13 protein-coding genes are annotated in these 12,772 nt (G+C 59.1%); 6 read left to right on the top strand and 7 right to left on the bottom strand.

Going from position 1 to position 12,772, the window contains the following annotated elements; all coding sequences use genetic code 11:
• Nucleotides 1-86: 86 nt before the first annotated feature.
• Entirely contained in the window at nucleotides 87-1,430 is a 1,344-nt protein-coding gene (locus JV241A_RS27545; protein WP_177414875.1) for a hypothetical protein, read from the bottom strand.
• A 112-nt stretch (nucleotides 1,431-1,542) separates the two neighbouring features.
• On the opposite strand from JV241A_RS27545, the gene JV241A_RS13390 reads away from it, so the two are divergent.
• The 5 genes from JV241A_RS13390 to JV241A_RS13370 all read left to right on the top strand — a co-directional run bounded on the left by JV241A_RS13390 (nucleotide 1,543) and on the right by JV241A_RS13370 (nucleotide 5,704).
• Nucleotides 1,543-2,808, top strand: coding sequence for a phospholipase D-like domain-containing protein (locus tag JV241A_RS13390; RefSeq protein WP_134062996.1), 1,266 nt, complete (start codon nucleotides 1,543-1,545; stop codon nucleotides 2,806-2,808).
• 188 nt (nucleotides 2,809-2,996) lie between these two features.
• A complete protein-coding gene (locus JV241A_RS13385; RefSeq protein WP_134062995.1) occupies nucleotides 2,997-3,905 on the top strand; it encodes an NAD synthetase in 909 nt (302 codons plus the stop codon).
• Entirely contained in the window at nucleotides 3,902-4,321 is a 420-nt protein-coding gene (locus JV241A_RS13380) for a hypothetical protein (RefSeq protein ID WP_134062993.1), read from the top strand. Before JV241A_RS13385 ends, JV241A_RS13380 begins: the two co-directional genes overlap by 4 nt.
• A 43-nt stretch (nucleotides 4,322-4,364) precedes the next feature.
• Nucleotides 4,365-4,802 (top strand): hypothetical protein, encoded by a 438-nt coding sequence (locus JV241A_RS13375; protein WP_134062991.1) that lies wholly within the window; start codon nucleotides 4,365-4,367, stop codon nucleotides 4,800-4,802.
• A gap of 29 nt (nucleotides 4,803-4,831) precedes the next feature.
• Nucleotides 4,832-5,704, top strand: coding sequence for a hypothetical protein (locus JV241A_RS13370; protein WP_134062989.1), 873 nt, complete (start codon nucleotides 4,832-4,834; stop codon nucleotides 5,702-5,704).
• Nucleotides 5,705-5,763: 59 nt separating this feature from the next.
• Here JV241A_RS13370 and JV241A_RS13365 read toward each other — a convergent pair whose 3' ends face one another.
• The 5 genes from JV241A_RS13365 to JV241A_RS13345 all read right to left on the bottom strand — a co-directional run bounded on the left by JV241A_RS13365 (nucleotide 5,764) and on the right by JV241A_RS13345 (nucleotide 9,885).
• The gene (locus JV241A_RS13365; protein WP_134062987.1) at nucleotides 5,764-7,101 is read right to left on the bottom strand and encodes a ferric reductase-like transmembrane domain-containing protein; all 1,338 of its coding nucleotides are present in this window, start codon (nucleotides 7,099-7,101) and stop codon (nucleotides 5,764-5,766) included.
• Nucleotides 7,102-7,374: 273 nt separating this feature from the next.
• Nucleotides 7,375-7,992, bottom strand: coding sequence for a LysE family translocator (locus tag JV241A_RS13360; RefSeq protein WP_166675697.1), 618 nt, complete (start codon nucleotides 7,990-7,992; stop codon nucleotides 7,375-7,377).
• On the bottom strand, nucleotides 7,992-8,285 hold the full coding sequence (locus JV241A_RS13355; RefSeq protein ID WP_134062983.1) for a hypothetical protein: 294 nt from the start codon (nucleotides 8,283-8,285) through the stop codon (nucleotides 7,992-7,994). Before JV241A_RS13355 ends, JV241A_RS13360 begins: the two co-directional genes overlap by 1 nt.
• Nucleotides 8,282-8,509 (bottom strand): hypothetical protein, encoded by a 228-nt coding sequence (locus JV241A_RS27455; protein ID WP_166675696.1) that lies wholly within the window; start codon nucleotides 8,507-8,509, stop codon nucleotides 8,282-8,284. Before JV241A_RS27455 ends, JV241A_RS13355 begins: the two co-directional genes overlap by 4 nt.
• Nucleotides 8,510-8,949: 440 nt before the next feature.
• Complete coding sequence (locus tag JV241A_RS13345) at nucleotides 8,950-9,885, bottom strand: cyclase family protein (protein ID WP_134062979.1); 936 nt, start codon at nucleotides 9,883-9,885, stop codon at nucleotides 8,950-8,952.
• Nucleotides 9,886-10,049: 164 nt separating this feature from the next.
• Here JV241A_RS13345 and JV241A_RS27645 point away from each other — a divergent pair, with 164 nt between their 5' ends.
• Nucleotides 10,050-10,382, top strand: coding sequence for a hypothetical protein (locus JV241A_RS27645; RefSeq protein ID WP_134062977.1), 333 nt, complete (start codon nucleotides 10,050-10,052; stop codon nucleotides 10,380-10,382).
• Between the two features lie 175 nt (nucleotides 10,383-10,557).
• Here the strand turns inward: JV241A_RS27645 and JV241A_RS13335 are convergent, their stop codons facing one another.
• On the bottom strand, nucleotides 10,558-12,684 hold the full coding sequence (locus JV241A_RS13335; protein ID WP_134062975.1) for a methyl-accepting chemotaxis protein: 2,127 nt from the start codon (nucleotides 12,682-12,684) through the stop codon (nucleotides 10,558-10,560).
• Nucleotides 12,685-12,772: the final 88 nt, after the last annotated feature.

Here is a 12,772-nt window from a genome sequence, read left to right as displayed (position 1 = left end):
TGAGTGAATCGGTGGGTGATGGCAATGTGCTTTGGTTGTAGCCTCCATCGCGGGGCAAGCCCGCTCCCACAAAGGCCTGCGAGAGGTTAGTCCTGTGCCTCGTCTTCAAGCAGGCGCAGCAACAGCGGCTCGATATCCAGGGTGCCTTTGTCGGTAGCGTTCAGCAACGCCAGGTTCAACACCCAGTGCTTTTTCCCACGGCTCACTAGCTGAATTACCCCAAGGTCCTCAAGGATGGCAGCCAGGCGGCTCGACTCCGGCACCCGCTGTTGCCGGTTGATTGCATGGTAGTAAGCGGTACCGATGCCTTCTTCGCTGGTGCCGGCCGGCACACCGTCGGCACTGTTGGCCAGGGGGAACTTCCCGCGGCCGAACTGCCGCCACAGGTAGTTGAGGGTATCGTTGACCACCTGCAGCGGGTAGCGGGTGATGCTCGTGCCGCGGGCTTCGAAGCCCTGGTTGGTCACGCGGTAGTGAAAAGGCTTGCGATGGGTCGGCGTCCAGCATTGGACCCAGCCGACGGTTGGCGCTGTCATCGCGCTTTGGCTGGTGACCTTTGGCATAGCGGCGGTCGCAGTGCCGCCGCCCAGGTCATAGCCGATCATGAACAACGCCGCTTCCAGACGCCGCAACGGGCTGCTGCCCGAACCGTCGTCCTTGTTGAAGCCGCTGTGCTTTGCATTGTCATGGGCGAGTACCGCCGCCAGTATCTGGCTGGCCCGGATGTTCCACTGCGCGTGCAGCGTACCGCCCTGCAACGGCGGGAACTGCAAGTTGCCCTGGGACGGATCGCGCTGCTTGGATATGCCCTTGTTCGGCCTTGCCGACGCCCAGGGGAAGGCCAGCTCGGGTGGTACCTGGGTAAGTTCAGGCTCAACCTGCTTGCAGAACTTCACCACCGCCCAACCCAACGCTGCAGCAACGCGGCTGTCGTAGATCACCAACTGCTTGCAGATCAACGAGTAGACCTTGGTCATGCCGGCATTGAAGCGCAGCTCGGGGTCAAGCAGCAGTGCATGGTGCAGTGCACCGCTGTCGATCGCGTCGCGGGTGTTGATCAGCAGGTTGGCCAAGCCATCGACATTGTTGGTCAGCCAACTGACGTTACCGTTCTGTACGCCGCCCCAGATCATCACATCAATAGCCGCGCGGCTGGCGGCAAGGTCATCAGGTGTGGGCGTCAGGGCACGTTGCAGTTGCTGCTCAAGCGCCGTCAGTGCGCGGGTGTTGCTGGTGATGTCGTTGCCCTTGCCGATGTCCAGGTGCGCAATCGCCGGGTGCGGCCAGTCGTACGTTGCATAGGCGTTGAACAGGCTGCTGCAGTGCCAGTGCTCGCTACTCATGCGGTTCTGGTACCCATGGGCGAAGGTGGCGTTGTCCAGGTTGGCGCTCATCCATGCAATGAAGGCATCGAGCAGGGGCTGGGCCATGGCGGTTTCCTTGTAGGGCGGCTTGGGCGTGCTGGGGGCGGGATTTTGGGCTAATCGCCGGATAGTGGCAATGTAGTATTATCGGCAGAGGTTCGAACAAGGATGCCGACGATTGAAGTTCACTAGCAATATCGTGCCGCTGATAAAAGAACAGCTGCAAAACGACAAGGTTGATCTGAAGATTTTCTCGCCGTACCTGACCGGTTCGGCAGCGCTGGAGATTGCCCAGCTGGGTAAAAGCGCCAAGGTTTATACGTTGGTCAATGTGCAGGTGCTTGCGTCTGGCGCTTCCAGTTACAGTGCCATCAAAGCCCTCCTGAAGAAAAAGATCCCGGTTTACTACCTGCCCAATCTTCACGCGAAGATGGTCGTTGCCAAGGACCGTTTTGTGACCTTGGGCAGCCAGAATTTTACCGAGCGGGGTGCGGGTGCGAATTTTGAAACCAACGTTCGCGTTCGCGGGGTCAGCAAGGGTGTTGAGGCGCTGGTGGCGAAGATGGAGCGTAAGGCCACCTTGTTGACGCCGGGCTTTCTGGAGTCGGTTAACAATGCTGCGAAGGCGCTGGCTGGCAAATATGATGCGTTGCGCAAGCAGGCCGAAGAACTGGATCGCGACTTGATTGCTGCCGAGAAATCGCGCGCAAGTGCGCAACGCGGCGAGCGGGCAATCGATGCCGAGGTTCGCTCGGAGTTGGCCAAGCGGCCGCAGTCCAATCCCAGAAAGTGCACCATCGTTTCTCGCTACGATGAAAAAAACGCCAAGCTTCAACATTCGTTGAAAGGCGAAGAGCTGTTGAGCTGGTCCATCGGCAAGGCCCCCCACGAGCTCAAGCCTCAGCACCGCTATTTGTGCATATCCGGTGCCGGGAAGCTCGGCTGGGTCAGGGTGAACAGAACGGTGTACTCGTTCATTGAAAACCAGATCGATATGGAACGAGGTGAAATCAGAGGCCAGGTGCACTGGGAGGTTGGCGTTGATGCAACCGAGCAGGCGTGCAAGGCGAGGAGGGGCGGGTACAACTTGCGTGTGGCGGTTGCTGACCACCAGGGTAAGGAGCTGTGCCATGTGTTCATGCGCTACAACACCGAAGACCTTGATATCGATCCTGCCGTCTTGCTCAGGAGCACAGACACGCCCAAAGCGCCGATTGCCGAACGACGCAAGGCAGCCGAATGGATCAACGCCAATACCGAGAGCTTCAAGGAGGATATCAAGCGGATTATCACTACACCGTTCAAGTTCCAGGAAAAACTGACCGGCGATCGAGCGGACAAGTTCTTCGGCGGTGATGGAACTTCGCACCTGCTCTGCCTGGTCGAACTGAGCTCAAACGTAGCGTTGCGGGTGATTGACCCGGTGGAAACAACGGCTGGGTAATACGTCTACAAGAGCCTCAATGGTTTCTTCCTACAAGGCATTGTTTTTATTCTTGTTTTGAATGTGTAGGACGACATACCCGGCAAAAATACGCTTCTGAAACGTTGATTTTTAGCTGCTAAAACTAGGCCGCTCAAGCGCCTGCGACCTTCGGGTTTGCGGGCGCTTTCACGTTTCAGGAGACCCCCATGAACGACTCAAGGATGAGCGGGCTTGGCGCGAGCCCGTCGCAGTACTTTGCGCGCCAGCGGATTGAAAGCCTGGTCAATGTGCCGAGGTTGTTTGCAGCGATTGATGCCGACCCCGGGATTGTCGGGGCAGGGGTAGTGTACATCGATGCGGACTACAACGTGGTGACGTTGCGGGAGTTTCGGCCGATTTGTAGTGTGTTGCCCAAGCGGGTGGTGTTGCGGGAGGTGAAGCGACACTTGGCACCAATGCAATACGTGGATCAATTGGTGCATCACCCCAGAGAGTCACAGGTTGTAACGGAAGCGTTGAAAGCTTCCGCGACATGCGCTGGGGCGGTAATAGCGTTACGGGCTGTACTTGATGGTCCGGCAGTGAAGTTGTTTTCGCCCCCTATTGCATTGGCGATCAAGATCGTCGGGACGGTGGTCGCGGGCGCTGGGTTAATACTGTGTGGCATTGGTTCAGTCAGTACTGCTCTAGAGATTCATGATCCTGAGCTCAATGACAAGATGATGGAGCAGGAGTGGTATCGAACGATAGTCCCTCTGCTCGATTCGATTTCTTTGTTGGGGGCTGCCGTCTCAACGCATGTGATCTTGCGATACCTTCAAATGCGAAAGGCTGCCACAGGGAACAGCTGGTTTGATCTTAGTAGGCCGCTGAGTCGTCAACAACGCAAAGCGTTGACCAAGGAAATTCTATCGATTCGCCATCCGTCATTGACTGCTAATCAGTTGAAGCTGAAAAAGCACTTGGAATCGCTTCCGAAGCGTTACTCCAATACAGAGCTAAATAACACCACCCTTTCGATGATCAGAGACGCAGTTGGAGTGGCCTTGGCAGTACCGGGGAGCGCGATTTTGTACAGCATAGTCGTTGCATTGTATGAGGAATTTGAATCGTGACTTATCCCGTGAGGAACAAGAAATTTCTGAATCGGTACTTTCCCGTGTACGCCGCAGCATTGATGCTGAGCTGCTTTTCCTTCGCACTGGCGATAGCACTCGCGAGCCTGCTTCATTTCAAGACCCATCCCGACCTACCCGAGTACATCATTTCTTCAATCGTGGTCTGCTCTTTGCTGCTGAGCGTGGGCAACATGCTTCAGCTTCGAGGGCGGCGCTCCGGCATGTGGCTTGTCGTCATGGTGCTTGGCGCGTGCATGCTGCTAACCCTTTCCACATATGGCCCCCGCACGCCCATGCCACTTTTTACATTGGCGCTGTTAGCACCCTTGCTGGCTCTGCTTTTGTTCAACAGTGAACGACACCGCGAGATGCGGCGGCGGTTGATGAGGTTGCGGCAGAGGGAAAACCGATGAAGGGACGGGGCCACTTAGCAAGTCCGGCAAGGAGAGCGAGCTAGTGCTAGATCTAACGCAATTGCCGGCTTTTATACGTCGCTACTACCTCACGCTGTGGACCGGATTTTTCCTCGCAGTTATATCCCTCACCTGCGCATCCATTCGCGCTGGAGAGACCATCTTCTCAGGCAACCCCGCCGAGCCCGGATACATCGTCGCTTTTATCATGCTGGGCTCATTCACCCTCGGCATCGGCCAATTCGTCGTGATCCGCGGCTATTCAGCCGGGAACCGGGCGGTGGTTGGGCTGTTGCTCATTTGCCTTATTGCCGGCGTGGTGACCTATCCCTTTTCTCACGATGCACTCCTGGCAGTGGTTTCAGTGATCGCCCCCTTGTTGTCGTTGCTGGCGTATAACAGCCGCCGTTATCGGGAGATGAGCAAAACCCTGTCGGATATCCGGCGCAATCGCTTCAAGCCTGTATCTGGCAAACGATAAAATCGAACCCCACCAACAAAGGTTCACGGATGAATCACCAAGAACAAATCAACGCCTGTCTACGCCGCAATTTCCCGCTCCTGACTTTGAGCTGGTTGCTGTCAGTTGCCTCCCTCATGAGCCTGATGCTGGTGATTAACGGGACACACTCACCGAGCGCCATGAGTTCATCCGACATCCTGCGCAACGTGAAAAACGGCGTGGTTATCCCGACCATGCTGCACCTCTTGCTGGTGTGGGGGAGCACCCGGTTGATCTGGTGGCTGGCGGCACTGCTGGTGTGTTGCTTACTGGTCACTTTGGGGTTGTATACCCAGCGTCCACCTGGGCTGATTTATTACCTGGCGCTTTTCTGTCCCTTGGCTGGCCTGCTGGTGCTCAACAGCCAGGGTTATCGGCGGATATATGCAAGGCTCGTCGAGATCAGCAAGGCGCCCCGCGCCAAGCGCTTGCCGGGTGAACCTGTGGATGTGCTGCGGTATCCGGGGATGGCGGCGTTTTTAAGGCGTTACATGGGCCGATCTTTCGCCGCATTTTTCTTGACCATGGCCTCCATTGCGCTGGCAACGGTGCAGGTGGAGTACGCCTATTTTGCCCAGCATCTCGAGAACATGGGGTATGTGGTGATTGTGATTCTGGTCGGGGCGGCTGTGTGTGGCGTAGGCGCCGGTCTGATCGCCAACGGTTTTGCCTGGGGAGTGTGGTGTCTCGTCGCGGTTGCGGTGACGAGTCTGCTCATGGCCATCGCAAGTGTTGCAGCAGGAATCCATCCGTTTTTTACCGCGACGTCAATTGCGCTGCCGTTGGTGGCGCTGGTTTTGATGAACAGTCATCACCATCGGCAGTTTTGTAAGCGCTTTGCGGTGGTGCGGCGGTTGCGGTTGCGTAAGGCTGGTAGGTGATTTGATGGCCTCATCGCGGGGCAAGCCCGCTCCTACCGGGGCGGTGTGCGATTTGTGGCCTAGCGCATCTGGAACAGTTCCTGATGGAAGTCTTTCGGCTTCAGCCCATGGGCCACCAGGTCTTCGCGCAGGGCCTGGCCAAAGTCCGCGGGCCCGCAGTACCAGAAACTCGCCTGCTGCCAGTCGGCAACTTCCTGGCGCAGGCGTTCGCCACTGAGCCGGCCATCCTGGCCAGACACCAACACATGCAAACGCACGCCCGCAGCTGCCGCGTCGGCGCGCAAGTTGTCGATGGCGTCGGCTGCATACACGCCGCACGGATGGAACAGGTCGATACTGTGTTGCCGGTCCGGCTCCAGCGCCAGTTGCTTCAGCCGGGCCACGAAGGGCGTAATGCCAATGCCGGCACCGATCCAGACCTGCCGCGGCTTTTGGTCTTCGAAGGTGAAGCAGCCGTACGGGCCTTCCACCGTCACCCGGTCGCCTTCTTTCAGGTGCGTTGGCAGTCGGCGGGTGTGATCGCCCAGCCCTTTGGTGATAAAGCGCAGCTGCGCCGCTTGCGGGTCCCAGGCCGAGGCGATGGTGTAAGGGTGCGGCCCCTCCGACTCGGATGAGGTCACGAAGGCGAACTGGCCGGCCTGGTGCCCGGGCCAGCCCGCTTGCAGGGCGATATGGGTTTCCAGCAGGTTCGCCTCTGGGTAGCGGATCAGGGTCTGGATGTGGCCCTGGACCTTGCGCTGCTTGCCGATGCGCTTGAACAACGCCTGCAATGCCGCCAGCGTGCCGCCGATCAGCAGCAGGGCGGTGACGATGCCGATAGGTTGCAGCCAGTAGTCGAACTTGAGCAGCACCACGGTGTGGAACACCAGCACCAGATAGAGTGCCGCCAGCACAGTGTGGGTCTTGGCAAACCAGTGGTACGGGAAGCGCTTGATCAGGGCCAGGATGATCAGCACGCCGATGGCGTAGAACGCCCATTCCCCCAGGGTTTCGGCCAGGCCGCGCTGGCTGCGCAGCGCCTGCTCGATCGCGCCCAGTTCCGGCGCCGCACCGCCGCCCTTGGCCGGCTTGACCAGCCAGCCCCAGCCGACCGCCCACTTGGTGCCCTTGGCCCAGACCCAGTGCACGCTGGCGAACAGCAGGGCGCTGATGCCGAGCCACTTGTGCAGCCGGTACATCTTGTCGAGCCCGCCCAGCAGCGGCTCCGGGCGGCGCGGGCGCACGGCCAGCATCATCGCCACGCTCATGGCGGCGATGGCGATGACGCCGGTGTATTGCACCAGTACCGAACGTAGCGAGAAATAAGTCAGTGGGGTGGGCACAAAGGTATCTGCCAGTGCCCATAGCAGGGTTAACCCGATGAACAACGTCCACAACACTATCTTGATGCGCTTCAACTCTACTCTCCACCGAAAAGGGTGGAGACATTGTCGACATTAAGTGGGCAATTGCGGACATCTCTTAACTGGTTAACTAGTTAAATATTGATATGGATCAATCGCTTAGCGAATAAAGTTGAATATTTCGCTGGACTTTGCTGTGAACGTTACTCATTACGCCTTTAGGGATACGCCGATCAAGTCAGCACAGGCCATCTGACCTGTGCTGCATGACCCCGACACCGCCAAAAAGCGATCATTGGCAAGGTTCGACCCATTTCCGAGAGAACGTCATTTCAACGACTGCACGCCCATATATACCGCCAAGGAGATGAACGTCACGCCGACCACCACGTTAAACGTATAACTGTAACGTACCAATATGTCCTTCAGGTACTTCATGAAATACGCATAAACGAGATGAACCAGCAAGGTGATCAGCAACAGTAGCGCCAACAGCAACAGCATTTGCGAGAGCGCACTTTTTGTCGGATCGATGAACACCGGGAAGAACGACGTGAAGAACAACAGCGTTTTCGGGCTGGCAAAGGTTACAACCGCTCCGTGCCTGAAATTTCGCCAGTTACCACTGTCGTCATGCTGGGCAATGATTTCAACACCCTGCCGGGCATAGCGGATGGAGGAAACGCCCAGATAAGCAATGTACAAGGCCCCCACCAGTTGCAGGGTAACGAACAACAGCGGAGACGAAATCAACACAGCGGCAACACCGGAAAGCGCCAGTCCCGCCATGGCCAGCATGCCAACCTGAATACCGAGGATGACCGGAAGGGTTCTACGCCACCCGAGGAAGGCGCTGTAGGTAATCACGCTGATTGTCCCAGGGCCTGGGGTGGCTGCCGCCACTGCACAGGTCAGGAAGTAGGTCAGAAGTGTTGACGCAAGCATCATTCGTAACCTGGCAGCGCAGAGCTGGTCATCATCGTCATCGGCCAATCCAGGCTCAAGCCGTCATCGGTATCCCGCACGCCAAGATAGTGCTTGGCCGCAGCGACCGAGTCAGCCTCGGAGAAGGAAGCTTTATTGGCCAACAGCAGCCCCAGAAAACGCCCCAGGTGCTGTTCGTTTTCAAAGCTCCACTTCAAGTCGATGTCATGAAACTCGGGTTCACGCCAGCCGGTATTTGCACACAGGCTGGTCGCGAAGTCTTTGCTCAGGTAAGAGACTTCATGGCCCGTCACGCAAGACCTCGCGACGAACCCATCTCTTCCGCGCCCTGCGCCAGAATGATCATGTTGGCCGATTGTTGTTCCAGCACAGATTGAAGTTGCTCAATGGAGGGGTCTGTTACATACAACAGCCCTTGCTCGCCAATCCCACGCGAGATGGGGAAGCTAAAGAATCCAGAGCCTGCTCCCACCTCCAGAATATTGTCACCAGGTTCCGGATCGAGATACGCATACATGGCATCCAGATCCTCATCCCACACACGCCCTATCGACCCAACGGCCGCTCTATAATTATCGGAGCGTGACTTTGCAAACTCGTACCTTGCACCATCTGACTCAATGTACATAAGTGTTCCTTCACTTGTATTGAGCAACATCGGGGATATATCGCCGGCTTACCCTGGTAAATGCCTCCATTTCTAGCGCTTGACAGAAACACGCGCTAGGCCATTAGGGGGCGCTAGAGAAAACGGAAATAAACGTCCTGAATTCATAGAATAAGTGCAACGCAGCGTTTTGCAAGGTCATTTCCGCGATGCTGAATCGGCAGGAAGCGCTGTACGAACTCACCTTGATGCACCAGTTTGTCCAACTGACGCTCAGCGCCCGAAAGCGAGTTGGCCTGAATCAGCAAACCGCTCACTGCCGTTTGCTGAGCAACTGCTTCGGCGTTTCCTTAGCGGATCGCCACCGGGTTGATATTCACCTGGGTCGAGCCTTTGTACAGGGGCTGGCCCAGCACAAACAGAAACTCGAAAGCCTTGTCGCGCACCAGCGCGCGGGTGTCGATCAGTTCGAGGTTGTAGATGCCGCGTTTGGCCAGCATGAACTGGTTGACCGGGAACTCTTCGCCCGACGGGTTCGGGTACACCTCCGAAGCCCAGGTATCACCGCCAAAGGCGACGATGCCCTGGTCGGCCAGCCACTGCGCGGCGGGCATGTCGATGCCGGGTTCGGTGGCGAGGAACTGCTGGTGGTCCTTGCCGATCAGTTCCAGCCAGCCGGTGTTGAACAGCACCACATCGCCCTTGCGCAGGGTGATGTTCTGTTGCTTCAGCACCGCTTTGACGTCTTCCACGGTGAATACCGTGCCGCCCGGGACGATGGCTTTGCCGTAGTGGGCGGTCATGTCCAGTACCACGCCGCGGGTGACCATGGGCGGGACTTTTTCGATGCCGAGTTTAGTGACGCCTTCGACGGTGACGAAGTCGGCGGACTTGTGGCCGTTGTAGTAGACGTTGTCGATACCGATATGGCCGATGCCGTTGAGCTGGGTGCCGACGCCGGTCCAGCCGTTGACCAGTTCGTCGTTGAAGGTGAATTTGTTTTTGCCCAGGGTCTGCCCGGCTTGTTCACCCGGCTGGATGTTGTAGAGGTGGAAGCTACGGTGGCGGAAGGCCGGGAGGTCTTTGCTCACCGGTACGCCGAGGGCGTAAGTCTTGCCGGTGGTGACCAGGCCGATGGCGTTTTTGACCACTTCAGGGGTGAGCAGGTTGGCGGCGCCGATTTCGTCGTTGGCGCCGTAGGCGGAAGGGTACCAGTCGGCGGCCAGGGTGGTTTGGATGGTGATGGCCAGAGCGGTGGCGAGGAGCAGGGGCTTGAGAGGCTTCATGAGTCGGTCCTGTGCAATTGAGGGGGCCGATTCTGTGCAAGGTGGGGCCGGGGAAACAGCCGGGTTGGGGACAATCAGTTTTGCGCTGGGGGCACGGATGGGTGAGTTTTGCTGTGCTATGGCAAGGCTGATAGCATTGGGCCATATTCTAGGGAGGGAATGCTGTGGCGCGTTGTTTTTCCGGGCGGGTAGGGTTGGCCCTGGTACTGGTGTTGGCGGCGTCCACTGCGTTGGCGGCCAACAAGCCTTGCTCCGGGCGCAAGGGTGGGATTGCCGGGTGTGATGGCGATCTGTTTTTGTGTAATGACGGGTCGATCAGTGCGTCGAAACGTAGTTGCACGGCGTACATGGGCGGCAGTGCTGCACGGCCTGCGTTGCAGCCATTGCGCGGGGCGAGTGAGGGTTGTGGTTGTGGGACCGGGAACTTCTGCACTGGGCCGCGGGGTGGGGTGTATTGCCTGACGCCCAGTGGCAAGAAGAGTTATCGGCGGCGGTGAGAGGGTGCATTGGCTGCTGGCCTCATCGCTGGCAAGCCAGCTCCCACAGTGGATTTGTGCATGTAGGCGACCTGTGGGAGCTGGACTTGCCAGCGATCGAGCGCGCAGCGGTCGCAATCCTAGCCTCATCGCGGGTCAAGTCGAGTCGTCGCACCGCCGCTCCCACAGGAGAGCGTTACACCCGGAACATCTGCATCAACCCCTGCTGATGATTGGCCAGCCGGTTCAACGCCTGGCTGATCTGCGCCGACTCCTCCGCTTGCCCCGACAGCGACTCGGTCACATCCCGAATCCCCGCTACGTTGCGGTTCACTTCTTCCGCCACGGCGCTTTGCTCCTCGGCCGCCGAGGCGATCTGCAGGTTCATGTCGGTGATCACCGTCACCGCTTCGCCAATACGCTGCAAGGCCGGTAGCGCCTGTTCGGCCTGGGCCACGCTGTCCTGGGCCTGGCGGTGGCTGCTGTGCATGGCCTCGACCACTTCGCGGGTGCCTTGTTGCAGGCCTTCGATCACCACGCGAATTTCGTCTACCGAGTCCTGGGTGCGTTTGGCCAGGTTGCGCACTTCATCGGCCACCACGGCAAAGCCGCGCCCGGCTTCACCGGCACGCGCTGCTTCAATGGCGGCGTTGAGGGCCAGCAGGTTGGTCTGCTCGGCGATGGCGCGGATCACTTCCAGCACCGAGCCGATCTGCTCGCTGCGGCTGGCCAGGTGCTGGACTTCTTCCATGCCGGCGGTCATTTCATTGGCCAGGCGTTCGATGGCCTGGGTGGTGTTGCGGATCATGCTCAAGCCTTCGCGGCTGGCCAGGTCCGCGCCACGCGCCGCTTCCGCCGCTTGTGCGGCGTTGCGGGCGACGTCCTGGGCGGTGGCGCTCATTTCCTGGGAGGCGGTGGCCACCTGGTCGACTTCGCGGTATTGCTGCTGCATGCCGGCGCTGGTCTGGCTGGCAATCGCCGCCGATTGGTCGGCGGTGCTGCGCGCGTCGTGCACCGAGGCTTTGACGTCGGCAATCACCGGTTGCAGCTTGTCGAGGAAGCGGTTGAACCAGTTGGTCAGCTCGCCGAGTTCGTCCTTGTTGGCGTAGTCCAGGCGCTGGGTCAGGTCGCCTTCGCCGCTGGCGATGTCCTTGAGCATCGCCGCCACACCCAAGATTGGTCGAGTGACGCCACGGGCGGTCAGCCAGATCACCACCAGGCCCAGCACCGCGGCAGCCAGGGCCATCAGCAGGCTGCTGAGGTTGGCGCTGCTGTTGTGCGCGTCCAGGCGCGCGTTGAGTTCAATGGCCGGAGCCTGCAGCACTTGTTCCGGCACTTCCAGCAACACGCTCCACGGCTGCGCGCCGGGCACCGGGGCGAACGACTGGCTGACCTGCAGCAAGCCGTTATCGCTGAACTCCGCTGCTTTGCCGGCACGCATCTGCGCGGCCAGGGCGCTGGCGTGCTGGCCGAACACCTCTTCGAATTTCTTGCTCAGTTGCGTGGCATCGCGGCTATGCCCGGCCAGCAAGCCGGCGGGGCTGACGATGCTGACCTGGCCGTTACCGTCGAACAGCTCCTTGCGCCCGTCCAGGCTCAGTTGCTGCAGGTTGTCGAGGCTGATGTCCAGGCCCATCACGCCGACGATCTTGCCGTCCTGTTTGAGCGGGAAGGCGACGCTGGTCATCAGCGGCGTGCGGTCGCCGACGCTGTCGAAGTACGGATCGACTACGCAGGCCTCGCCGGTTTCCAGCGGGCAGGTGAGCCAGCGGTTGTAGGCCGAGCCGTTGGCCGACAGGCTGGTGTCGGCGAGCATCGATTCGGGCATGGCTTCGGATTCCAGCTCGCCGGGCTTGGGCTGCGACCAGTACAGCGAGAAACGCCCGTTTTCGTTGCTGCCCACGGCGGCCTGGTCGACGAAGGCGGCGTCCTTGCTGTCCAGGGCGTTGGGCAGGAACACCAGGTACAGGCCGAGCAGGTCGGGGTTTTTGCCCAGGGCTTTGCGCGCCTGTTCGGTCAGGTCCTGGCGCAGGTTGTCGTTGCCTTGGGCCTTCAAGAACATCACCAACTGCGCGACGCCATCGCCATACAAATACGCGTCACGAAAGTAGCGCTGGATGTTCGCCGCCTGCAGCTGGGCCGAGGTGTGCAGGCGCAGCCGTGCGTTGTGGTCGAGCATCTGCGTGTTCGCGCTGTTGACCAGGGCGGCGCTGCGGCTCGACTGCATCAGCGTGGCCGCCATCAGCACCACCACGATGGCCAGCAGGCACAGGCCGGCGAGCAAGGTGATCTTCCATTGAATGAGCAGGCGGCGCAGCAGCATGGGGATGTCCTTGTTTTGTTTGTGAAAATAAGAAGAGTGACAGAGGCGTGTCAATTAAATTTTCACGAAGTGTTTCAGGCTTATGTCG

The organism is Pseudomonas sp. JV241A, from assembly GCF_900275665.1.
GTDB lineage: Bacteria > Pseudomonadota > Gammaproteobacteria > Pseudomonadales > Pseudomonadaceae > Aquipseudomonas > Aquipseudomonas wadenswilerensis.
Note: the sequence above shows the minus strand (reverse complement) of the source record. Positions and strands in the feature narration are given on the sequence as shown.